Annotated in this window: 28 protein-coding genes and 3 pseudogenes; 6 read left to right on the forward strand and 25 right to left on the reverse strand. The window is 58.1% G+C overall.

Translation table 11 applies throughout. The annotated features are described in order from the left end of the window. Position 1: 1 nt before the first annotated feature. The 21 genes from HNO79_RS14555 to HNO79_RS14655 form a co-directional block, all read right to left on the reverse strand. Positions 2-307: a VpaChn25_0724 family phage protein gene (locus HNO79_RS14555; RefSeq protein ID WP_214165742.1), complete on the reverse strand. Its 306-nt coding sequence runs from the start codon at positions 305-307 to the stop codon at positions 2-4. A 2-nt stretch (positions 308-309) separates the two neighbouring features. Next, complete coding sequence (locus tag HNO79_RS14560; protein ID WP_214165741.1) at positions 310-606, reverse strand: hypothetical protein; 297 nt, start codon at positions 604-606, stop codon at positions 310-312. A 12-nt stretch (positions 607-618) separates the two neighbouring features. Next, positions 619-1,026 (reverse strand): hypothetical protein, encoded by a 408-nt coding sequence (locus tag HNO79_RS14565; protein ID WP_214165740.1) that lies wholly within the window; start codon positions 1,024-1,026, stop codon positions 619-621. A 76-nt stretch (positions 1,027-1,102) separates the two neighbouring features. Next, entirely contained in the window at positions 1,103-1,699 is a 597-nt protein-coding gene (locus HNO79_RS14570; RefSeq protein WP_214165739.1) for a glycosyl hydrolase 108 family protein, read from the reverse strand. Positions 1,700-1,758: 59 nt separating this feature from the next. After that, the gene (locus HNO79_RS14575) at positions 1,759-2,142 is read right to left on the reverse strand and encodes a hypothetical protein (protein WP_214165738.1); all 384 of its coding nucleotides are present in this window, start codon (positions 2,140-2,142) and stop codon (positions 1,759-1,761) included. Further along, positions 2,139-2,339 (reverse strand): hypothetical protein, encoded by a 201-nt coding sequence (locus HNO79_RS14580; RefSeq protein WP_025812001.1) that lies wholly within the window; start codon positions 2,337-2,339, stop codon positions 2,139-2,141. Before HNO79_RS14580 ends, HNO79_RS14575 begins: the two co-directional genes overlap by 4 nt. Positions 2,340-2,497: 158 nt before the next feature. Next, complete coding sequence (locus HNO79_RS14585; RefSeq protein WP_214165737.1) at positions 2,498-2,842, reverse strand: hypothetical protein; 345 nt, start codon at positions 2,840-2,842, stop codon at positions 2,498-2,500. 26 nt (positions 2,843-2,868) lie between these two features. Further along, positions 2,869-3,318, reverse strand: coding sequence for a regulatory protein GemA (locus HNO79_RS14590; RefSeq protein ID WP_214165736.1), 450 nt, complete (start codon positions 3,316-3,318; stop codon positions 2,869-2,871). Continuing rightward, positions 3,315-3,494 carry a hypothetical protein gene (locus HNO79_RS14595; RefSeq protein ID WP_214165735.1) on the reverse strand — a complete coding sequence of 60 codons (180 nt, stop codon included), beginning with the start codon at positions 3,492-3,494 and terminating at the stop codon, positions 3,315-3,317. The genes HNO79_RS14590 and HNO79_RS14595 overlap by 4 nt, the downstream gene beginning before the upstream one ends. Before the next feature lie 43 nt (positions 3,495-3,537). Beyond that, entirely contained in the window at positions 3,538-4,203 is a 666-nt protein-coding gene (locus HNO79_RS14600; RefSeq protein ID WP_214165734.1) for a DUF3164 family protein, read from the reverse strand. Continuing rightward, positions 4,200-4,499 carry a hypothetical protein gene (locus HNO79_RS14605; RefSeq protein ID WP_214165733.1) on the reverse strand — a complete coding sequence of 100 codons (300 nt, stop codon included), beginning with the start codon at positions 4,497-4,499 and terminating at the stop codon, positions 4,200-4,202. The genes HNO79_RS14600 and HNO79_RS14605 overlap by 4 nt, the downstream gene beginning before the upstream one ends. A 1-nt stretch (position 4,500) precedes the next feature. After that, positions 4,501-4,761, reverse strand: a complete 261-nt coding sequence (locus tag HNO79_RS14610) for a hypothetical protein (RefSeq protein WP_025811993.1) — start codon at positions 4,759-4,761, stop codon at positions 4,501-4,503. A 14-nt stretch (positions 4,762-4,775) separates the two neighbouring features. Next, positions 4,776-5,021 (reverse strand): hypothetical protein, encoded by a 246-nt coding sequence (locus tag HNO79_RS14615; RefSeq protein ID WP_214165732.1) that lies wholly within the window; start codon positions 5,019-5,021, stop codon positions 4,776-4,778. Then, a complete protein-coding gene (locus tag HNO79_RS14620; RefSeq protein ID WP_214165731.1) occupies positions 5,022-5,348 on the reverse strand; it encodes a hypothetical protein in 327 nt (108 codons plus the stop codon). Further along, positions 5,345-6,004 (reverse strand): transposase, encoded by a 660-nt coding sequence (locus tag HNO79_RS17530; protein ID WP_214165730.1) that lies wholly within the window; start codon positions 6,002-6,004, stop codon positions 5,345-5,347. Before HNO79_RS17530 ends, HNO79_RS14620 begins: the two co-directional genes overlap by 4 nt. Further along, positions 6,001-6,210, reverse strand: coding sequence for a hypothetical protein (locus tag HNO79_RS14630; protein WP_214165729.1), 210 nt, complete (start codon positions 6,208-6,210; stop codon positions 6,001-6,003). The genes HNO79_RS17530 and HNO79_RS14630 overlap by 4 nt, the downstream gene beginning before the upstream one ends. Positions 6,211-6,215: 5 nt before the next feature. Continuing rightward, on the reverse strand, positions 6,216-7,214 hold the full coding sequence (locus HNO79_RS14635; RefSeq protein ID WP_214165728.1) for an AAA family ATPase: 999 nt from the start codon (positions 7,212-7,214) through the stop codon (positions 6,216-6,218). Between the two features lie 25 nt (positions 7,215-7,239). Then, on the reverse strand, positions 7,240-9,201 hold the full coding sequence (locus tag HNO79_RS14640) for a transposase domain-containing protein (protein ID WP_214165727.1): 1,962 nt from the start codon (positions 9,199-9,201) through the stop codon (positions 7,240-7,242). After that, positions 9,201-9,665 (reverse strand): hypothetical protein, encoded by a 465-nt coding sequence (locus tag HNO79_RS14645; RefSeq protein WP_214165726.1) that lies wholly within the window; start codon positions 9,663-9,665, stop codon positions 9,201-9,203. Before HNO79_RS14645 ends, HNO79_RS14640 begins: the two co-directional genes overlap by 1 nt. After that, on the reverse strand, positions 9,662-10,465 hold the full coding sequence (locus HNO79_RS14650) for a ParB N-terminal domain-containing protein (RefSeq protein ID WP_214165725.1): 804 nt from the start codon (positions 10,463-10,465) through the stop codon (positions 9,662-9,664). Before HNO79_RS14650 ends, HNO79_RS14645 begins: the two co-directional genes overlap by 4 nt. Beyond that, positions 10,462-10,767 (reverse strand): helix-turn-helix domain-containing protein, encoded by a 306-nt coding sequence (locus HNO79_RS14655; RefSeq protein WP_214165724.1) that lies wholly within the window; start codon positions 10,765-10,767, stop codon positions 10,462-10,464. The genes HNO79_RS14650 and HNO79_RS14655 overlap by 4 nt, the downstream gene beginning before the upstream one ends. Before the next feature lie 202 nt (positions 10,768-10,969). Here HNO79_RS14655 and HNO79_RS14660 point away from each other — a divergent pair, with 202 nt between their 5' ends. Further along, positions 10,970-11,737, forward strand: coding sequence for a LexA family transcriptional regulator (locus tag HNO79_RS14660; RefSeq protein ID WP_214165723.1), 768 nt, complete (start codon positions 10,970-10,972; stop codon positions 11,735-11,737). Between the two features lie 2 nt (positions 11,738-11,739). Next, complete coding sequence (locus tag HNO79_RS14665; RefSeq protein ID WP_214165722.1) at positions 11,740-12,267, forward strand: hypothetical protein; 528 nt, start codon at positions 11,740-11,742, stop codon at positions 12,265-12,267. A gap of 315 nt (positions 12,268-12,582) precedes the next feature. Here the strand turns inward: HNO79_RS14665 and HNO79_RS14670 are convergent. Then, positions 12,583-13,348, reverse strand: a pseudogene (locus HNO79_RS14670) (IS5 family transposase). 156 nt (positions 13,349-13,504) lie between these two features. Here HNO79_RS14670 and HNO79_RS14675 point away from each other — a divergent pair. Continuing rightward, positions 13,505-15,766, forward strand: a complete 2,262-nt coding sequence (locus HNO79_RS14675; protein WP_214165721.1) for a TonB-dependent receptor — start codon at positions 13,505-13,507, stop codon at positions 15,764-15,766. A 194-nt stretch (positions 15,767-15,960) separates the two neighbouring features. After that, positions 15,961-16,663 (forward strand): IS5 family transposase gene (locus HNO79_RS14680; RefSeq protein ID WP_214165720.1). Its coding sequence is split into 2 segments (ribosomal slippage): positions 15,961-16,292 and positions 16,291-16,663, totalling 705 coding nucleotides; the frame shifts between segments, so codons are not numbered across the junction. A 103-nt stretch (positions 16,664-16,766) separates the two neighbouring features. Here HNO79_RS14680 and HNO79_RS14685 read toward each other — a convergent pair. Further along, positions 16,767-18,020: pseudogene (locus HNO79_RS14685) on the reverse strand (IS701 family transposase); the annotation flags it as partial. A gap of 98 nt (positions 18,021-18,118) precedes the next feature. Here HNO79_RS14685 and HNO79_RS14690 point away from each other — a divergent pair. Continuing rightward, positions 18,119-18,483 (forward strand): annotated as a pseudogene (locus HNO79_RS14690) (aldo/keto reductase); the annotation flags it as partial. An 18-nt stretch (positions 18,484-18,501) separates the two neighbouring features. On the opposite strand, the gene HNO79_RS14695 reads toward HNO79_RS14690, so the two are convergent. Further along, positions 18,502-18,966 carry a nuclear transport factor 2 family protein gene (locus tag HNO79_RS14695; protein WP_082071263.1) on the reverse strand — a complete coding sequence of 155 codons (465 nt, stop codon included), beginning with the start codon at positions 18,964-18,966 and terminating at the stop codon, positions 18,502-18,504. Between the two features lie 108 nt (positions 18,967-19,074). On the opposite strand from HNO79_RS14695, the gene HNO79_RS14700 reads away from it, so the two are divergent. Beyond that, entirely contained in the window at positions 19,075-20,028 is a 954-nt protein-coding gene (locus HNO79_RS14700; protein WP_214165718.1) for a GlxA family transcriptional regulator, read from the forward strand. A 281-nt stretch (positions 20,029-20,309) separates the two neighbouring features. On the opposite strand, the gene HNO79_RS14705 is transcribed toward HNO79_RS14700, so the two are convergent. Beyond that, the gene (locus tag HNO79_RS14705; RefSeq protein WP_214165717.1) at positions 20,310-20,870 is read right to left on the reverse strand and encodes a recombinase family protein; all 561 of its coding nucleotides are present in this window, start codon (positions 20,868-20,870) and stop codon (positions 20,310-20,312) included. Between the last annotated feature and the right edge of the window lie 40 nt (positions 20,871-20,910).

The following is a 20,910-nucleotide window of genomic DNA, read 5'->3' on the forward strand; positions in this document are numbered from 1 at the left end:
ATCAGAACATCAGGTTCCGGGCCACGCCGTGCAGATGCTGCACGCCGTCCGCCACGCGGGTGCCGATGTCTGTCATGTTGACCACCCACAGGTCGCCATGCGTGCGGGGCAGCTTCTCGATGGATACGCATGCCTGATGCTGAAGGAACGTCAGGTCGGCACGCAGGGTGTCAATGTCGATGGACTGGCCGTTTGCGGCGATCATGCGCACCAGCACGTCCTCGTTCAGGCGGCGGTCCTGCATTTCCTCAAGGGATTTCAGGATGCGAAGGCGACGGTCTTCAATCAGGGCACTGGCGGCGCTCATGTTCATTTCCCGCTGGCGGACTCAATGGTTCCGCGAATGATGGTGTGGAGTAATTCCGTGGTGTTCTTGCCGTTCTGGCTGATCTTGGTCAGCCGGTCGGATACCGTGTCCATGGCTGCCTTGATCGTGCCTACGTCGCGCGTCAGGGCTTCATGCCGCACCACAAGGGCGTCGTGGCGCAGGGCCAGATTGCGCTGGCGGCTCATGACCAGGACAAAGCCCAGGGTGATGATGACCCCGACCAGCACCAGGACGATCAGCAACGTGGGCGCCACGCCTGGCGCGGCCGGGTTCATCATCTCTGTCACGGATCAGGAAGCGGCCGGGGCCGTTGCCGCCTGCGCCGTGGCGTCGGTCGCCGCCGTGGTGGTGGTAGCCGCTGTCGTGGTGGTCTGCGGGACAAAGATGCCCACCAGATCGGCCACGGCGGCCTTCACGTGCGTCACCACCGCGTTTTCGTCGGGCACCTGAATGCCCAGCGCGCGCAGCAGGTCGGTCGCGCCCGTGATGGCTTCCTTTACCAGCGGGTTGCTGTCTTCCCACTTGTTGAATGCGGACTGAAGTTCGTCCACGCCGTTATCGACCTTGGTGACGGCAGCCTTTACCGCCGTCTGGGCTGCGGTTTCATAGTTGGCCAGCTTGCTGCTGGCCGAACCGCTGCCCAGGTTGCCGAAGAAAGAGACGATCCCCGGCAGGATGGATTTCCATTTGAAGGACATGGGTTTTCCCAAGAAATTGGCGCTGCGTCCTCGCCGGAGCAAAAACGGCCATGCGCGCCCGCATGACCGTATGGGGTCAAGCGGTGGTGGCAGCCTGTTTTGCCAGGGTATTGGCCAGTGCCTCGCGCCGGATGGTGCGGTCAATCCAGCTTTCGCCGCAGACATTGAACTGACGGCAGTTCCGGTAATAGGCGGCCTGCATATCGGTCAGCGTGCCGATCAGGCGCGACCCTGCGGGCGCTGCCATGGTGTCCAGCACGGCAGAAATCGTGGCAGGACCGATATCGCCATCAAGGGCCGCGCCCTTCATGCCGACCGCAGCCTGCAACTGACGCGCAGCCACGCGGATGCCAGCGTTGAACCCGAAATCGGCCACCATGGCGTCGATACCTGCGGGCAGCAGGTCGCAGTTCAGCGGACGCCAGTAAAAGGCGCGGGCAATGGCGCGGAAGGTCGGCACGTCAATGGACCGCATGACCTTGGCCGTGACGTTGCCGGGTCCACACCCCATCCAGCGCACCATGGTGGGCGCGGAAATGCCGCGCATGGTGCCGACAAGGAACCCGTGCCCCTGCGCGCCACCGGTCCAGTTACCGCCGTCGCTCTTGCAACATTGGTACAGACCCTCTTCGCCAAGGGTAAAATCTGTGATTGTGAGGAAGTTGGTCTGCATGTCGGCAGGTTACGCGCGACATAAACAGGCTTTCAGGGGGATGTTGTTCCCCTGTTGGATCAGAACAGGTTCAACTGACCCGGATCGGTGCGCCAGCCTTCCCGGCGCGCGCGGGGAAGGTATGGGCCGCTTTCCAGAACCTTCTTGACCCATCGCCTGGTGGCTCCGGCGCGCACGGCAATCTGGTCGATGGTCAGGTTCATCTGGCGATACATCTGTATGCGCCAGTGGCGACATATGGGCACTTCTATCTGTTCGCCGCCATAATGGTTTGACAGGCTGCGGGCAATATCTTCGCCATAGGTATTGCACAGGTCGGAACCGGACCACTTGCGCGGCACCCATATCCGGCTGCCGCCCGCGCTTTCGATAAAGCAGAGTGCCGTATCTTCACCGACATCGGCAACAAGCCAGTCAATCTGCACAGGCGGCTGAATGTTCATGTCACCTCTTTACCATCATGCTTTGCCAGAAGGGCGACAATATCCAGCATGATTGTGCTTTCACTTGCCGCGACCATCTGGTCCTGAATACGCGCCGCGTCCTCGCTGCTGGTGGCATGCCGTCCGGCAATGACACTCTGCCGGACGATGGAACGGATTTTCCCGCGCAGGGCGTTCAGATCATCATCAGTAATCATTAAGCGAAATCGTCCCTTTTATAAACAGGCATCCAGTATTGTCTGTAAACGAAAAAACCGCCCCGGATAGGGGCGGTTTCTGAAATTGAGGACGGAACATGTATGCGGATTATACCGTCTTAGCGTCAAAGTGGCATACCTCTTTTAGCAGTCAAAAATCAATCCATCATGCCTTTTAAGATTTGTAGAAGGTCATTCATATTTTGCACGCTCGTCTGCTTAAGATTCGACTGGTTGACCATAATGCTGTTATTGTGAAACTGGATTCGATCATTGATAATCTGCTGTTTGTCCCGCTCATTCAGCTCTTCTCCAGCGGATATTAATGCCGCCTTCGCTTTTTTCGGTATTGAAATCTGATTAGATTCACTGTTGATCAACTGATCTAGAATACTGTTCAACTCAATAAAATGTGGATGGTCTGCACGCAGTACTCGTGAAACTACTCTTTTCAAGGCTTCTCGAGAATTGTTGTTGAAAATTATAATTGTGACATCTGACATTCTCATTTCCTTCCTGTTGGCTCTTTTCATTTATACCCCTGATCGAGCCGCGTTTTCCACCGCTTCAATCCTTCAATCACCTTCCGTCCCTGCACGCCATCAAGGAATTCGGGAGCGGTGATGCCACCGGGATGGTCCGGCGTCATGGTCTGCCGCTGGACGTAGGCACGCAGGGCTTCGCGCGTGCCGCCGCTGTCCAGCATCGGCCCCATGTCCTTCCAGATCGCATAGATCATGCGGACATGCGGTTTGTCGCTGCTGGACAGGCTGCCTTTCTTCGGCTTCCAGCCCAGCGTGCGGAAATGGGCCAGAACCTTTTCCAGCGCGGGTGTCGTGGCATCCTTTGCACTGGATTTGCCGGTGATGCGGTGCAGGATGTCGCGGTAGGCTTCATCCGGCAGGCGCAGTTCCTTGCGGGCGATGTGCAGCTTGGCATAGATCGCGCCGCGCGCAGGATCGGTCTTTCGTGCCGTCATGATACGTCCACCTCGTCCAGCAGCTTGCGCAGGGCCGCAATATCGACCGTGCCGATCAGTTTCGACAATGCTTCACCCGAAGACATTTCCTGCGTCTGGTACATACCGACCGTCCCACCTTCATCCATGCGATGAAACTCGATCCTGGGCAGACCCATCGGCACAGGAAACGCCATACGCGGCATTTCCGCGATAAAATATTTAATGTCCATTACGCCCTCACAGCGCCGAAAATTGCAGAACGACCGCACGCCATTCCTTGTCGCGGCTTTCTCGTTCGTAAAAGCGGAGATAGGACCGTGATCCGGCGATGCGGATACTGTCCGATATGGCTTCGCAGGCATCGGGCCATTTGGGATGGGGGATATCCACCTTCCGCAGGTTCTGCAGGTGGTCCACATTGATTTTTCCGGTCTTTTCATCCCGGTTGAACGCATTGTTCAGCAGGTCACGCACCCATGGTTCAAGCTGGTCTGTCAGGTCGTTCAGCACCTCGCTGACCAATGCCTGCGCCGCGACTACTGCCCCGTCCACGGCACGGTAATCCGTCACGCTGAATTCGACCTTCATCAGATCATCGAACGACGCGATGTTAAAACCGCCCCGCTTTCCGGTCGGGTTGGCGTTATACAGCGCGAGCATGGAGCGGACGTACAGATCCGCATCAGCCATGAACTGCCGCTTCTGTTCGGCAATCAGGTCACGCAGGGCGCGCGCACCATCCACCATCTTCACCGTAATGTCGTGCTGTAACAGGCAGCGCACCTGCACATGCTGACGCAGGCTTTCGCCTCCGCGCTGGTTGCGCACCGTGCCTTCGCGAGGGGGCTGGTACACGTCCTGTCCTGCTTCAAGAGCGGCGGCAATGCGTGTGGTGGCGTTCATGAGCGGATTTCCTTGCGGTTCGTAGTGATGGGCCAGCGGCGCAGGCTGGCATTGCGGGTCAGGATGGTGGCGGCGAAGGTCTGGACGGCGGTGTAGGCTACGTGGTCGCGTTCGCGGCCGGTCACGCCGGGCACGCGAAAGGCGCGGCCCTTGCGGGTACGTTCGCCCAGTTCCTCGATCTGGAAGGACAGGTGCCCGCGCGATCCGGTGGCGATGGGCAGGCAGGCGTCGGGGAAATGAAGGCCATCGGCAATGCCGATGACCCCATCCCTGCTGCAATATGCAGTGCAGGTCATATCAGTGGCGCTCCTGCACGGGCGGGATGTCCTTCGCCATACGCCGCAGGGCGATAGCCACAAGAAGGGCACAGGAGGCGGCCTGTTCTGCACAGGTGGCAGCAAAGGCCAGCCGTCCATCTTCAAAAGACATGACGGCCATTTCCATGTTGCTGTCGGCCTGATCCAGCAGCACGTTCAAATCGCTGGAACCTTCCGCCATGCGGCCATGTGCCAGATCAACAACCGTCTGCGTCACTTCTGCCAGATCGCCGGTCTGCATTCTTACTTCTTCCTTCATACCCCGATCTCCCGGCATTCGGCCTCGACCACCACGCTGCCCAGGTGCGGCAGGTGTCCGGCAAGGGCTGCGGTGCCGATGGCCCCGTCAATCTCGATGCACTGGCGCATGAGCCAGTCGCCCAGGTCGCGCAGTTCGGCTGTGGTCAGGGGGCGGTCGTCCTTAATCTCCCGCATGCGGATTGCGGTCTCACGCATGCTGCGGGTGTTGTGGCGAAGCTGTGCAAGGGGTGTCTGGTGCATCTACTGGCCCTCCAGGCCGGACAGGATCAGGCGCGCGGTCATGCGCGGCGGCAGGGAACGGAAAAACCTCACGATGATCTGCTCACGGGCACGGGTGTGCAGGAATGTCGGCACATCCAGCGCCTCGGCCATCAGCGCCGCGCTTACGGGCGGCGTGACGCGGAGCATGTCGCGCAGGTAAAGGATCAGGTCTTCCAGCAGCGGGTCGAACGCATCCGGGTGGCTGAACCGGGTGTGTTCCGTAACCGTGCGCAGGGCGTCCATGACCATGGCCGGACCGGCAAGCGGGGGCTGTGCCGGAACGATGGTATGCAGGGCGGCGCTCATGCGGCCTCCATTTCATCAATCGGGGTGAAAGTTGGCAGGTAGCCGCGCGCAATGGCGTGTGCGCCGCTACGGTGCCGCATCAGCATGGCGGTCGTGACAACCAGCCGGGACTGGCCATCGCCGTCCTGTTCAAAGAGGTGGCCCAGGGCGTTATCCATCACGCCCGACTGGCACCACTGGGTGAAGCGGCGGCGCAGTGCCAGTTCGCCGCCGTATTCTGCGGGGGCCTGTCCCCACATCAGGTTCTGGCGGAACACAAACACGATGCCGCTCAGTATCTGGCGGTCATCCAGACGGGCTTTCCCGTGGGATTTCGGAAACCAGCCGGAAATCGCCACCATCTGCGCATCCGACAGCCAGAAGGGTGTAAGCGGCAGGTGCGCGCGTTCGACCTGTGCAGGCGGCGTCAGGATGGCGGCAGCGGCCTGTGCCCCTGCGTCGGTCAGCACATACCCATCGCCGGAACACACAATCAGTGCGCGTTCCAGCAACGCCTGCCGGATCAGGCCGGGGCCATCGATCAGGACCGATCCGTCTGCATTGCGGGACCAGTTCATCCTGCGGAAGCCATCCCGGAAGATGGCTGTGCCGTTGTCCCGCATGAGCCACAGCACGGCCGACTGGTTCGGCGTGAATGTCTGCCATTTCCGGGTCATGACCATTCCGCCTCCAGCGCCGCCTTGACGTCCGCCACGCTCAGGTTTTCGTCCAGACCTTCCAGAAAGTCGCGGATCAGACCCCGGCTTTCCGGCCCCATCTGAACCATGACCGCCACCCTGTCGGTGATCTGATTGTAAAGGTCAGAGATTTCATCTTCCTGCCGCGCGGGCGGCAGGGCCGGTGTTTTCGCTGCTTTCCCCATGCCGATTACTCCCGTCCTGCGAAGGACGGCAGTTCCGTGCCCGTCAGTTCTTTCCACGACGCTTTCAGGTCCGCTTCGGCCAGTTCCTGCCGGTCGTCGGCCCGCGTCAGCATGTAGGCGTAGCGCACGGTCTTGTTGAGCGTACGCAGGCCACCCGGCTGCATGGCGATCCAGCGGCCCACCTTGCGCAGGGTGGGTTCATGGATGCCCCACGCATCCAGCATGGGCAGCACGTCCTTGACCTGCGGCTTGGCCCGGTTTTTGCGCATGCCGACGCGGGAGAATATCTGCGCGTGGCTGGACTGCCGCCCCATGCCTTCAATGCGGCTCTTGAGCGGCATGTTGCCCATGAACACCAGACCGATATCGGCCTCGTCATAGATCTTGCGCAGCAGGTCGATGGACTCTGTCTGGAGGTTCTGCGCCTCGTCCACAATAATCAGCCCGCGCGTGTCCCGCACACGTTCCAGAATGCTGTCCATCATGCCAGGGCCGCGCTGCACGTTGGCATCCACAAGGCTTGTGAGCTTGCGCAGGATAGCGGTCGGGCTGCGCATGGAACTGTCGGCCGTCATCATCCAAACATTGGGGTTGCTGTCGCGGTAGTGCTTGGCGGCGATGGTCTTGCCCACGCCCGCATCCCCGGTAATCAGGCCGATATCCGGGCCGCCCTGGCAGTATTCAAAGACGCTCATCCATATCTGTGCGGTGGGGGTCTCGATAAAGCCCGGCTCCTGCGGCAGGGCCTTGCGCACATGCGAGCGTGTGCGGGCGCTTTCCAGCCAGCGTTCCACCTTGGCATCCACGGCGGCATTGTCGCCCGCATACTTGTTGTTCAGCCATGCCGAAAGGGTGGAATAGGCGATGCCGGACGCCGTGGCGGCAGCCTTGATGGACAGGCTTTCGCTTTCCATCTGCATCTGGACCCGCGTGCGCAGCGTGCCAGAGGGTGAGTGATCCTGTTCACTGCCCGCAGGGGCAATGTCGGTTACAACAATATTCATGTATTAAGTGCCTTTTAGAAGGGTATTAAGCCTGCTGCCGCATGAACTGACGCAGCTTTACTACGCTCGACAGTTCTTCTTCTTCGCCGTCTTCAATCGCATCCAGATCAATGGCGACGGCTGCGTTGCCATGGGCGATCGCCGCAGGGCGGAATGGCCGCACGATCTTGGCCTCCACGGGTTCGTCCCCTGCCGTGTTGGGGTCAGGCAGGTAAATGTCCTGCAATTCTCCGACAGACATGCGCTTCTGCGCTTTCGCCATGTCTTTCTGTGCGCGGACCCATGCCTTGCGTGCCCGGTTGTGGGACTGTGCCGCCGTCTTGTCGGCAAAGCCTGCCGCCTCAAGGCACTGCGCTTCGGCCACATAGGTGTTGTCCAGCCGGTAAACATGCACGGACTGATGCATGGCCTGCGGGTCAAAGCGGACGATCAGTTGTTCACCGCCCATTCCTGCCAGGCATTCCGCCCAGTAACGGTTACCCTCCAGCGTGATGGCCCCGGTCCTGCGGTCTGCCCTGATGGCTTCTGCCGCCATCAACCACATGCGCCGCTGTTCGGGCGTAGCCTTGGTGATCGGGGCTGCGGCATACGATGCCTCGAATGCCTGCCGGAAGCTGTGCTTCCCACCGCATACCTTGCTGCGCCGTCCGATCCGTTCGTTATGCTCACGGATGCCTTCGGCCACTATCGCGATGAATTCATCCAGCGGCACGGCATGGGTGCCGTAGTTCTCCGGCTTGTTCACCGGATTATTGCCGGTGTATGCGCCCTCGAAACGCGGATGCTTGGACAGCCCCTGCGCCAGATCACGCCATGCACGTTCGATGGGCTTGGACTGGCCGCTGTATGGGTTGGTCCAGTGAACCTGCACGCCAAGATGGGGCATGATGCCCTGCGGTTCATCATCGCGCAGCTTGAACCGATAGCGGTTTTCCACGCCGCCGGTCAGCCATTTGCTGGCAAAGCTGCGTCCGTTATCCAGCCAGCAATGATGCGGGATGCCATAGCGTTCCACCATGTCGCCAAAGGCCAGACGGACCATTTCCTTGTTCTCGGAAATGTCCAGACGCCATGACAGGATCATGCCGCTGTACAGGTCCTGAAAGCCGATCATGGTGGGCCTTACCGGCTTCGCAACACCGGGCCACTGGACGAACACGTCGAAGGTGTGGCCATCCGCGTTCACGGCTTCCAGCGCATGGAACAGGGAACGGTCACGCTCCTGTGCAGGATACATGCGGGTCAGGGCTTCTTCTCCTTTGCGGCACAGGGTCAGCAGTTCCGTGCCCAGGGCGTCCATGCGCCGTTTCAGGGTCTTGGCGGATGGCAGGGTCCAGCCGTTTTTCTTCGCCTGTCCTTCCAGACGCCGGTAGCAGTCCTGAAAGGTGGGGCCTGACAGGCGCAGGTAGTCCGCTTTCAGGATTTCCCATGCCTCGGCCGGACATTCCGCCCGTGCCTGGCTGGCAGCGTAATGCGGGGCCAGCGCGGGCAGCCAGTCGCAGCGATCAAGACCGCGGATATCGCGATACCAGTTGTAGATCGTGGTCTTGCCGACGCCTTTCAGCCGGGCCACCTGCATGATGGCGTGGTTCTTGCGCACGCCAGCCTGCAACAGGGTTTCGATGGCCTCAATCACTGCCAGCGCCTTGCGGGCCGCTTCCTTGCGGGTCTCCGGCATCGCCTCATAACGGCGCCAGAGGTCTTCACGGCGGCATTCCGTGCGGAAATCCTCGCTTTCCTGCTGCCCGATGGGGGTGTCCTGCAACCGGATGGCCAGTGCCGCCTGTGTCGGCAGCGGCAGGGCATACATGGTGAATTCATATCCACCGCCGCGCCCCGCACGTTTGCGCCATGTCTGGCCTTCGCGCTCCGGGTCCAGCCAGTTTTCGGCCTCGATACGCGCCTGTATACCCTGCTTTGTCCCCGGCAGGCCGGGAAGTGCCATTGCCGCCAGTTCTGCTGGCGACAGCCATGCAGATGCGTGCATTACCAGCGCCCCCCATTCAGGGCCTGACGACGCAGCATGGCTTCGTGACGGGTCAGTTCCTTTTTGCGTTCGGATACTGCCGCCAGTTCGATGGCGGGAAGGTAACGCCGTTCGATCACGGCCCAGCCCATCGGCTCCGCCATGAATTCCAGCAGCCTGCGGTCCCGCGTGGCCGACAGCAGGGCATCGAACCGGGGCACGCTGATCTGGTGGCCTTCGCGCTGCACGCTGGCATAAGCGTTGAGCATATTGACGGATACCGGCTTTTCCAGAAGGCCGGACATTTCTTCCGCAATCCGCTCACGCGAACGCCCGCAGGTTTCCAGCGACACGGAAATGGCGCGGGACAGGCGCGAGGAAAACTGGTTGGCGCGGATCAGGCTGGGGTCAAACCGCACAACCGGGTTCGGTGGCACCCAGTCCAGCAGGGAAAGCTGTTCGGGGGCATTGGTATTGCGGGTCATGCTGCTTCCCTTTCATTCTGGAAGCCCGGCAGGTCGGGGGCAAGATAGGCGATGATCTGGTTACGCTCGGCAGCCGTCGCCTTGCGCCACATGGCTATGAATTTTTCATAGGTTCCGGCAGGCTTCGGCTTGGGGCGATCCTCGATCTGCCGGACGATTTCCGCGATCTTGCGCACCTTGGGCCACTGCTGGATGAAACTGACGATCTGGCGCTGCATTTCCGGCGTCTGCTTGGCCATTTCGTCAAGCTGCGATCCGCTGTCTGCCACCCACGTGCCTGCGATCTGCTGGCGCACATCGGGCATGATGTTCTTGTAGCGGGCGACCGACCGTTCGATGGTCCGGCTGGAAATGTTAAGGCGTTCTGCCGTCTCGTCCGAGAACGACGCGATCAAGTCGCCAACCCTGTCGCTTTGATCCGATTTCCTGTCGCCGCCATGCCTGGTCTCAGGGTGCATGGCCTCATAGACTTCCTTGCGCTTGGCCAGGAAGGTGGAGCGGTCCAGCGGGGATAGTTCGCGGCGGAACAGGTTTTCGTCGATTTCCAGCAGTCTGGCTTCAAGGTCATTCGCCTTGAGGACAATGGCGGGAATATCTACCCATTCGAGGATTTTTGCGCCTGCAAGGCGGTGGCCACCGGCAATCAGTTCATATTTCTTGCCGACCTTCCTGACCTCGATCGGCTGGCGCAGGCCGCGATCCGCCATGGATGCCGCAATGAACTTCGCATACTCGTGGTCGATCTCACGCAGGCGGTCGTCTGCATTGATATCGGCAATGAGGATCATTTCAGTGTTCATGCCGCCGCTCCGTTTTGACGGTGCGCGTCAGGCAGCGGGCAGGTAGGTGTTCTGTCAGCACGAACCCGCACAGGAGAACCATCGTTATGAAACCGGTCTGGAAAAACCTCGTATGGTTCCATGCCGATGGCGTCCGCAATCTGCCGTTCCAGAGGGACGGAATATCCCGGCTGGTAGATCGCATTGCTGATAGTGTTGGGGCTGCGCTTGAGATGCACACCCAGCGCGGAGAGCGTTCCGAATTTCTTTCGGATACGACTTTTGATATCTTCAGGGTGCAAGCCCTGTGGCTTTTGTGCCATTGTGGACTCCTTCAACTGCGCCCGGCTGCAACCGGGCGTTCTTTTTGACCCAACCACGTGAGAAATAACGGGGAAGGAACACCGTGAAAATACGACTTACGGTATTTATCGCAAGAGGTAATTTCCATTTGTCGGAATTATCTTGTGCAAAAGTCGTGGATAAATCCCGTAAGTCGTTGTTTTTCGGTGCGGAATATCGGAAATGAGCCGAAAAATGCGCGATTTGTCGGAATTGGGAAAAAACCGACAAATTGAAATTACCGTTTTGAGATTACGAGAAGCTGTAAGGTCTGCCGGAGGACAGAAGGTTGTCGCCGCTAGAACCGACATTCCTCTTAGTACGTTCTCAGGCTACCTCGCAGGCCGTGAGATGAAGATTAGCGTTGCCAGCAAGATCGCGAAGGTCTGTGGCGTATCTCTAGAATGGCTAGCCGGAGAAAACGTTGAACGGACAGAAAGCGACCAGGCGCGGAATGCATGGCCCAAGCAGCCCGACGTGCTTCATGCGAGCGCGTGCCATGGGCTGACGGCTATCCCTGGATATGATGTTGAACTGTCTGCCGGACATGGAATTTCTCCGTCTTACGCCGATGAAAGCATATCTTTCCAAATAAGCAGTTCACTTTTGCCGGAACATCTCAAGACACGCGCCCACAGACTGGTAGGTTTTACCGTTCGTGGAGATAGCATGGAACCTGTTATATTTTCAGGTGACAATGTTGTCGTTGACTTGATGGACAAAGATATCTTTACAGGTGGCGTTTATGCTTTGCGAGTTGGCGACCAGCTTCTAGTTAAGCGGCTTGCACTACGTGCGAACGGCAATCTGTCTGTCATGAGCGACAATCCCCGCTATCCGACTGATGAGATCAACGCAGAGGAAGCGCGGCAAATGATTCTAGATGGTGGATCGCCCATTGGAATTATTGGCCGTGTAGTATGGCGCGGTGGCGGTTTGTTTACTGAATAAAGGTGAAAAAGTTGTTTTTAAAAAATATAGTATTCTCTTTTTTTATTTTATCATCTTGCGGAATTGCATATGCAGATGACTTATATATAAATTCGGATGCTGTTCAGGAAGCCAAGTTTCGACTTACTGATTGTGAGAAAGACAGTTCAGATATTAAAAGTTGCAGATTTGAACAATCTGAATTTGTTGAAGAATACCAAAATGCCTATGCAGGAGACTATTTAGCCCAGCAAAACGTGGGTTATATGCTGCTCCGTGGAGGCGCTGGCTCAGTCAGAAAAAACCCATTTGAAGCCTGCGCATGGCATACCTTGGCCATTCGTTCCAAATCCCCTTATATCCGCGCTGTAGAACGGGATCAGGCACGCCTCTCATGTACAGAGCCGGTTTCTCAATATGGGCAGGCTCTAGAGGGCCAGATATCGGAAATGAAGCAAGCAATCCGGGCGCATGGCGTACATCGTGTCGCGGTTCCTGAAATAGCCTATGATCCCAAAAGGGATCGTGACGAAACCAATGCAGGCGGTTAAGGGGCTGATAAGAGCCTTCAGAGTGCAGCAATATACGATCCGCCGTCAGGTCCAAACCGTATGTCCATGCTTTCTGTTCTGATTGACAGTCCGAGACACTCCGAAAAATCAAAACGGCGCTGTGGATAACATCCATGCGCCGTTTTGATCCGCAGTTTTCCTAACGTCCCCGTCCCACGCAGTCCCCGGATATCCCGTCATATCCCGGTCAACATCCAGTTCCATTCCCTCTGTCCCCTTTCATTCAGTCTCCTCAAGGAGCCTGAATCACATCCGGCCACTCATATCAATGGGTCCTGAGCCTAAGCTCAGGACTCATTCTTTAAGATAGAAGATGAAGCTTGCTGCGATGTGGATTGCAGACATGAATGTATGAGCGCAGCAGTCGTATCTGGTGGCAATACGCTGCCAGTCTTTCAGCTTTGCGAACATGTTTTCGATCAGATGGCGCTTTTTATACGGATGCCAGTTGTAAGGCGGCTTTGATTTCCAGTTCTTTTTCGGGGGAATACAGGCAGTGATATTGCGTTCTGCAAGCGATAACCTGATCCGGCTGCTGTCATGGCCTCTGTCCCCGATGACTTCTTGTGTCCCGTCGGGGAGATCTGCCAGCAGCACGTCTGCGCCCTTGAAATCACTGACCTGATCTGCGGTCAGATGAAGGCGGACAGGCCGGTCCAGACCATCGCACACGGCATGGAGTTTTGAGTTCAGGCCGCCTTCTGTCCGTCCGATATGGCGGGGAAAAGCCCCTTTTTGAGCAGGGACGCCGATGTCCGGTGCGCTTTGAGATGTGTCGCATCGATCACCAGGCGCTTCGAATGGCCAGCCTGTTCTGTCAGGGCGACGAAGATCCGATCAAAGACACCCAGGCGTCTCCACCGGATGAAGCGATCATACAAAGTCTTGCGCGGAGCATACGCTTTCGGGGTGTCTTTTCACTGAAGGCCGTTGCGGATCACATAAACGATCCCGCTCGGAACACGCCGGTCATCCACGCGTGGCAATCTCCGTGTGCCAGAGGGAAAAATGGCTCAATCCGCTCCATCTGGCTCTCAGGTAGCAAAAATACCTCACTCACAGCCTCACCTCCATCGGTAAGCCTGTGAATCACAACGTCTCGCTCCGTTCAATAAATTAATAGGTTCTGAGCCTAGTGAGGCACATGTTTGATATTGCAATTCACTATCAATTGCTAAATAAGCTACCGGGAACCATCACAGTGTGAGCTTTGATAATGAATCTTCGTGCGCTTTGCCTGAGCACCATCTGCGCCTCCACTCTGCTGGCAGGTGTGGATGTCCCGGCGGCATCTCACGCTGCAACAGGGGGAGAGATTACCGTGCCGCAGAAGGTGAAACCGACCTTTGCCCCCCGTGTGCACTCAGCCCATGCCCCGGAAAAAAAAGCGAAGGCAGAGGACGAAGGCAGCCCGGACGCGAACAGGCATGAGGATATAGTCGTCACCGCCGCGCGCAGGAACCGCATGTATGTCAGCAGCGGTGGGGATCTGGGCGCGCTGGGCAAGAAGAAGGGGCTGGACGTGCCCTTCAACATCCGCAGCTACAATTCCAGCCTGATCCTGAACCAGCAGTCACAGACACTGGGCGATGTGCTGCTGAACGATCCCACCGTGCGCACGACAATGGGGTATGGCAATTACGCGCAGCTGTTCCAGATCCGTGGGTTCACGCTGTATGGCGATGACGTGGCGATTGACGGCCTGTATGGCGTCACCCCACGGCAGCTTGTCTCGCCCCAGCTTTATGATTCGGTGCAGGTGCTCAATGGCGCCAGCGCGTTCCTTAATGGCGCGGCCCCCGGTGGCTCGGCCATTGGGGGTAACGTCAACCTGATCCCCAAGCGCGCGGCGGCGACGGATATCACGCGCATCACCGGCGATTATACCAGCGGCGGGCAGGGCGGTGGCGCATTTGATATCAGCCGTCGCTTTGGTCGCGACCATGCCTTCGGCTTCCGCTTCAACGCCGCCGGCATGGATGGACAGACGGCGATCAAGGGCGAACGGCGTGATGACGTGGCCCTTGGCGCGGCCTTTGACTGGCACAATGATGACACGCGCATCGACATGAACATGAATTACCAGAAACAGCAGGTTTATGGCGGGCGCAGCGCGATCATCGTCTCCAGCCTGGCCGATGGCATGCCCGCGCCAAAGGCGACCGCGCCATCGGAAAACTGGGGGCAGCGCTGGGCCTATACCGACCTGAGCTACCTGTTCGGCACGCTGAACATCGAACATGATTTTGGCAGCCACATTACGGCGTATGGCAAATTCGGCGCGCAGGGCGGCAATGAAATGGGCAATTACGCCACCACCACGCTGACCAATTCCCGCACCGGGGCGGGCACCGTGGGCGCCATGGCGGATGCGTACAACGTCATGAACGAGGCGACGCAGGCCGGTATCCATGCGCATGTCACCACCGGCCCGATCAAACATGAAATCAACGCGGGCGGGTCGGCGATATGGGAGGAATCAGACGCCGCCTATTCCATGAGCCTGACATCACAGGCGGGCAACATCTATCACCCCACGCAGTTCACCCCGCAGGAAACCTATAGCGGCGGCAGCCTGAACAATCCCGGCCGGGTGGCGTGGAACAAGCTGTACAGCCTGTTCCTGTCTGATACCATGACCTTCTGGCACGACCGTATCGCGCTGACGGGGGGCTTCCGGTACCAGGACATCCTGTCGGATTCCTTTGCCTATGGCACCGGCACATTGAGCACCCATTACGATGCGGCGGCGTTCTCCCCTGTCATCGGGCTTGTCATCCATCCGGTCAAACATGCCGCCCTGTATTTCAACCGTATTCAGGGCCTGTCGGCGGGGCAGACGGTGGGCGCAACCTACGTCAATGCCGGGCAGGTCTTTGCCCCGTACCAGAGCACCCAGTACGAAGTTGGCGCGAAATATGACGTGGGCCGCTTTGCCGCAGGTGTCGCGTTTTTCCAGACTGCCATGCCGCAGGGCATGACCGAAGCCTACGGTAATACCGGGCAGATGCTGTACACACAGAATGGCCGACAGCGTAACCGGGGCATGGAACTGACCTTCAATGGCGAGATCCTGCGCGGCCTGCGCTTCAACGGTGGCCTGACGTTGATTGATGCAAAGCAGATGAATACGGCGGGCGGCGAATATAACGGCAAGACCGTTATTGGCGTGCCGAACTACACCATTAACGGCAACCTTGAATACGACGTGCCGTTCGTGAAGGGACTGACGCTGGTGGGCCGTGTCATCAGCACCGGCAAGCAGCAGTTCAATAACATGAACACGACGCACCTGCCAGCATGGTCACGTTTCGACCTGGGGGCACGCTATACCTTCCTTGCAGCAAAGAAACCACTGACCGCGCGCTTCGAGGTCGATAACATCGGCAACCAGCGGTACTGGGCATCGGTTTACCAGAGTGACCTGGTTATGGGAGACCCGGAGACCTTCAAGTTCTCGATCAGTGCCGATCTGTAAAAAAACGGACAGAAGTAATAAAAGCTTCGCCCGAAACTGCTTTGTCCTGAATTGTGGTTTCCGGCCGCAACCATGATCGTGACCGGAAACCGTATGTGGTATTAGGGCGTGTCGTCATTTAGCATATGGCGCTATGAGGCTTGTACTTCCGTTTGATCTGTGATGTTTTCTCTCTGTTTTCAGGGAGAGAATGAATGCGACGATATGGCCTGAGTGACAGCCAGTGGAAACGGATAAAAGATCTTCTCCCGGGTCGTGAAGGTCATGTCGGCGGAACGGCTGCCGATAACCGTCTGTTTGTGGAAGTGGTTCTGTATCGTTACCGTGCCGGCATTCCGTGGCGTGACCTGCCTACCCGGTTCGGAGACCGGAAGAACGTTCACCGGCGACTGCGTCGCTGGTGCGAAGGCGGCGTGATCGAACGGATTTTCCGGCATCTGGCCGCCGATCGTGACAACGACTACATGATGATCGACAGCACGATTGTCCGGGCGCACCAGCACAGTGCGGGGCGCGTAAAAAAAGGGCGCGGATCAGGCCATCGGGCGGTCCCGTGGCGGACTGACTTCGAAAATCCACGCCATTGTCGATGCCGCAGTAAAGGCGGTCGCCCTGTCCCTGACACCCGGGCAGAGAGCGGACATCACGGAAACAGAGCCCCTGCTGGATGAGGTCGATCCCAAAGCCTCTATCGCCGACAGGGCTTATGATGCTGATCTGCTTATCAAAAAGCAGATCACACCGGTTATCCCTTCAAGGAAGAACCGACGCGATCCACGGAAAATCAGCTTCCATCTCTACAAAAACAGAAACATCATTGAACGCTTCTTCGCCAGGCTGAAGTCAACATTCCTCGCAGCAGTGCAACTCGTTTCCGCCATCATCGGAATTAACTGACGACACGCCCTAGCACTACTTTGGCAGAATGTGTTGCGAGGTCTGGAGTAGAAGGTTTCCACAGTGGGAGCATTGCCCGATGGGTGGTCGCAGCATGCGATCAAGAATGGCCTGTCGTATTGCTGGCAGACTGGGCTGTGGCGGTGGGCCGGTGACTCTTTTTTTTCCGCCCGACCGCCGTAAGGCGCCGGGACTGGAGAAAGGCGTAGGCCATCATGGACATCAGGGCGTGTCGGTGCAGGCCCGTCCATGATCGCCCCTCAAAGTGATCGAGGCCCAGTTCCTCCTTGAGTTGCTGATACGCCTGTTCGCAGACCCATCGGGCCTTGATCGCGGCGGCCAGTAGCCTGAGGGAGGTGTCGGCAGACAGGTTGGACAGGTAGTATTTCCGTTCTCCGGTGGAACGGTGCTCGCCAATCAGCCAGGCTTCCTCCCCGGGCATATGCTGGGCCGTCCGGCCACCGATACGCTGGGCTGGACCATCTGCAACGCGTATCCGTATGGCTGCAAAGCGTGCCGCCAAGCCACCTTTGGTCCCGCGACGCCAACTGACCCTGCGCCATGTTGCAGTTTCCAGTATCTTATGGGCAGGAACAGAGTGCTGGTCCGGTACTGGATGCATCCGGGATGGGCCGCGCTTTCTGGCCGGAAACACCAGCTCCACATCGGTGGAATAGACTTTCTGATGACGTGGTATCCCGACTGCCCAGCGCAGGCCCCGCGCGCTCAGAGCCTGACGGAACGGGGCAGACAGGCCATAACCGGCATCTGCAAGAACACAGCCAAAACGGACACCTGCGGCACAGAGGCGATCAATCTCTTCGATCGCCATCTCCGGTTTGGTCCTGGGGCCCTGATGTTCCAGTGGAACACCAGCCCGCTTCAGGCGTGCCGGATCTGCTGTCCAGATATCGGGCAGGAACAGACGGAGTGACAGCATTAGTGGCACTTCACGCAAAGCCAGTGTCACGGACACCAGTGTCTGACAATTCGCTTTCCTGCCCAGGGTCGAAGCATATTGGGGCGCCACGCCAACAGAATGTTCTCCCTTTTTGGGAAGGGAGGTATCATCGATGATCAGCCATGAACGCTCGCCGCCCACCAGATGGTCAGCATGACGCCATAGAGCAGCCTCAAGTGGCGCACTGTCCCACACACCGGTACTGACGAAATGATGCAGTCGGTCATAAGGGATATCGCCATTGCGTGCAGCCATAGGCTGCACGCTCTTGCGGTCACCAGGTCCGATCAGGCCTGCAATATAAGCCGGACACATCGCCCGCTGCGCTTTGTGACCCAGGGCGGCCAGAAATGGCGCAAGCCATACTTCCAGATCCGATCGCCAGTCGGTGTTCATCGCCAGCTCCCACTACAGCTGGTCTTCCATGAATCACCGATCGCACCCGTTGGGAATTCTTATTCCAAATTTTCTGCCAAAGTAGTGCTAGGGGCCATTCAAAGTTCTTTGACGTAGCAACCGTCCAGAACCGCTACAATCTTGTCGATCGCACCAGCGAGGACGTGCTCGACTACTGCCCGCCCAGAATATCGGGTTCATCCCCTGGTTTCCGCTTGCCGCCGGCGACCTCGCGAAGCCCGGCTCAATTCTGGACACCATGGCGGGGAAATACGGCGCGCACCCGAGCCAGATCGCACTGGCCTGGATCCTAAAACGCAGTCCGGTGATGCTGCCAATCCCCGGCACATCGAAGGTCGCGCATCTGGAGCAGAATGTCGCCGCTGCTGACATCAGCCTCTCCGATGAGGACTTCGCGACACTGGATTCAGAAGGCCGCAAGGCGTTTCAGTCAACGCCATAGGGGAGCGCTCTCGGACAGTCACAGTCCCAGCGCCGAAAGGCCGGGGTGACTGTCCGGGCGTCGCTTTTCAGGCCAGTGGAACAGGCGGCTGGCGGCTGAAATGGGTTGATCGTTGATTGATGCTGCGCGGTAACGCATCAGACCATTTTCATCGAATTCCCAGTTCTCGTTCCCATGAGACCTGAACCATTGCCCGGTCTGATTCCGCCACTCATAAGCGAAGCGGACTGCGATCCGGTTATTCTGAAAAGCCCAGAGTTCCTTGATGAGCCGATATTCTTGTTCGCGGGCCCATTTCCGCGTCAGGAACGTCACAATTTCTTCTCGACCGCAGATGAATTCCGAGCGATTGCGCCATTGACTATCGGGAGTGTAGGCCTGCGCTACCTTTTCAGGATCCTGACCATTCCAGGCATCTTCCGCAAGACGAACCTTCTGAACAGCAGTTTCGGCATTAAAGGGAGGAAAGGGGGGGCGGGACATTGGAAATTCCGTCTGTGGTTCGGGGACGGATCGCTGGCTGATCCGGTGTCTGTCAGTATTTTCCGGAATAGCATTTGACGAAAGGACAATGATCCCTCATTTCAGGACATGCCCATTCGGATCGGTCTCCTGCTTTATCCTGACTTCCAGTTACTCGACGCCGCTGGAGTAACGGCGGCCTTTGAGATTGCCAGCACGTTTGGACGCGCCGGGTATGAGACGACACCTCTGTCCCGGCATGGAGGTCTGGTCCGGTCGTCTTCCGGCATGGCGATCGAGACCGTCCCGCTCGCCGCAGTCGGGGCCTTTGACACGCTTGTCGTTGTCGGGGGCGAAGGGCATAGGCAGGCCATGGCCTGTCCGGAACTGCAGGCCTTCATTCGACATCAGGCTGGCACGGCACGGCGGATATGCAGCGTGTGTACGGGCGCTTTCCTGCTGGCGGCGGCCAGACTGCTTGATGGACGCCGCGTAACGACGCATTGGCAACAGGCCAGGGCGCTGAAAGCACGGTTTCCGGAAGTCAGGGTCTCGGCCGATGCCATTCATATCCATGATGGTCCGATCTGGACGTCAGCCGGCATCAGTGCAGGAATAGACATGGCCCTGGCGCTGGTGACCGAAGACCTCGGTACAGACATCGGGCGGCGCACGGCGCAGCAGATGGTGGTTTTCTATCACCGCCCTGGAGGGCAGTCCCAGTTTTCGGTGCTTCTTGAGATGGGAAGCACGCAGGAACGCTTTGCCGATCTTCTGGGGTGGATCCGGTCCAACCTGCAACAGCGCCTGACTGTGGACATTCTCGCCAGCCATGTCGGCATGAGCCCCCGGAACTTTTCACGCAGTTTCCGGACCGCCGTGGGGATGAGCCCCGCCAGAGCGGTCGAGAAACTACGTCTGGAAGCCGCACGGGAACGGGTCGAACGGTCCACGCTCCCCATCGAGGCCATTGCCGCCATGACCGGCTTCCACGATCCCGAGCGGATGCGGCGCGCCTTCCTGCGTGAGTTTCATCAGCCACCTCAGGCTGTCCGGCGAAATGCAAATGGCAATCCGAACTGACAAAATGCCCGGTCTGCGCCCAGCCGGCGAGTGCCTGCTTCGGCCTGAACTGTCAGGTGAGTATTTCGAGAGGCTTTGGCGACTTGTCCCGTTCTTTTTACATCTCACCGGGCTCCCTGATGTGCCCTGTAGGTTCGGCGTTAGATGCGCTGGCGCTTGAGCGATCAGACAAAACGCTCCGCCACAGCATCTTCATGGAAATTACCATGCGGGCTTATCGTGCATTCCATCTTGCAAATCTTTATGAAGACACTCTGTCCAATTCATATGGTAAACATTTCTTACTTGTTATTTGTAACCGCCCGATAGATGGTGGCTTTATGCACGCCAAAACGGGCTGCAACTTCTGAAATGGAGAGATTTTCGTCCCGGACAAGCTTCTGGATCGTCGCAATCTGCTCTGCGTTGAGCTTGGCCGGCCGACCAAGATGGACCCCTCGTTCCTTGGCCCGTTTTCGGCCTGTTTCTGTAAGATTGCGGCTTAATGCGCGCTCAAATTCAGCAATACCGGCAAAAACACCAAGAATCATCTGTCCATAGGGAACGGTGGTATCGGCCCAGGGTTCACAAAGGGAACGCAGGCCCGCTCCTTTTTCACGAAGTCGATCGGCCACTTCCAGCAGGTGGGGCGTTGACCAGGCAAGACGGTCCAGAGAATAGACAATCAAAGTATCGTCAGAAGAAAGTTCCGTCAGGACATCACCCAGAATGGGCCAGTCCCGGCTCATTGTAGGAACTTTTTCCTCATATATTTTTTTACAACCCGCCTTTCGGAGCGCTTCTACCTGTTGGAGAAGCGTCGCTTCTTCCGCATTTTCGCGCGCGTACCCGATCAGCATCATATTATTCGTTTATATTGGCACATCAGTCTTATTTTATAGA

Origin of the sequence: Komagataeibacter oboediens (genome assembly GCF_018491655.1) — a bacterium.
GTDB classification, from domain to species: domain Bacteria; phylum Pseudomonadota; class Alphaproteobacteria; order Acetobacterales; family Acetobacteraceae; genus Komagataeibacter; species Komagataeibacter oboediens.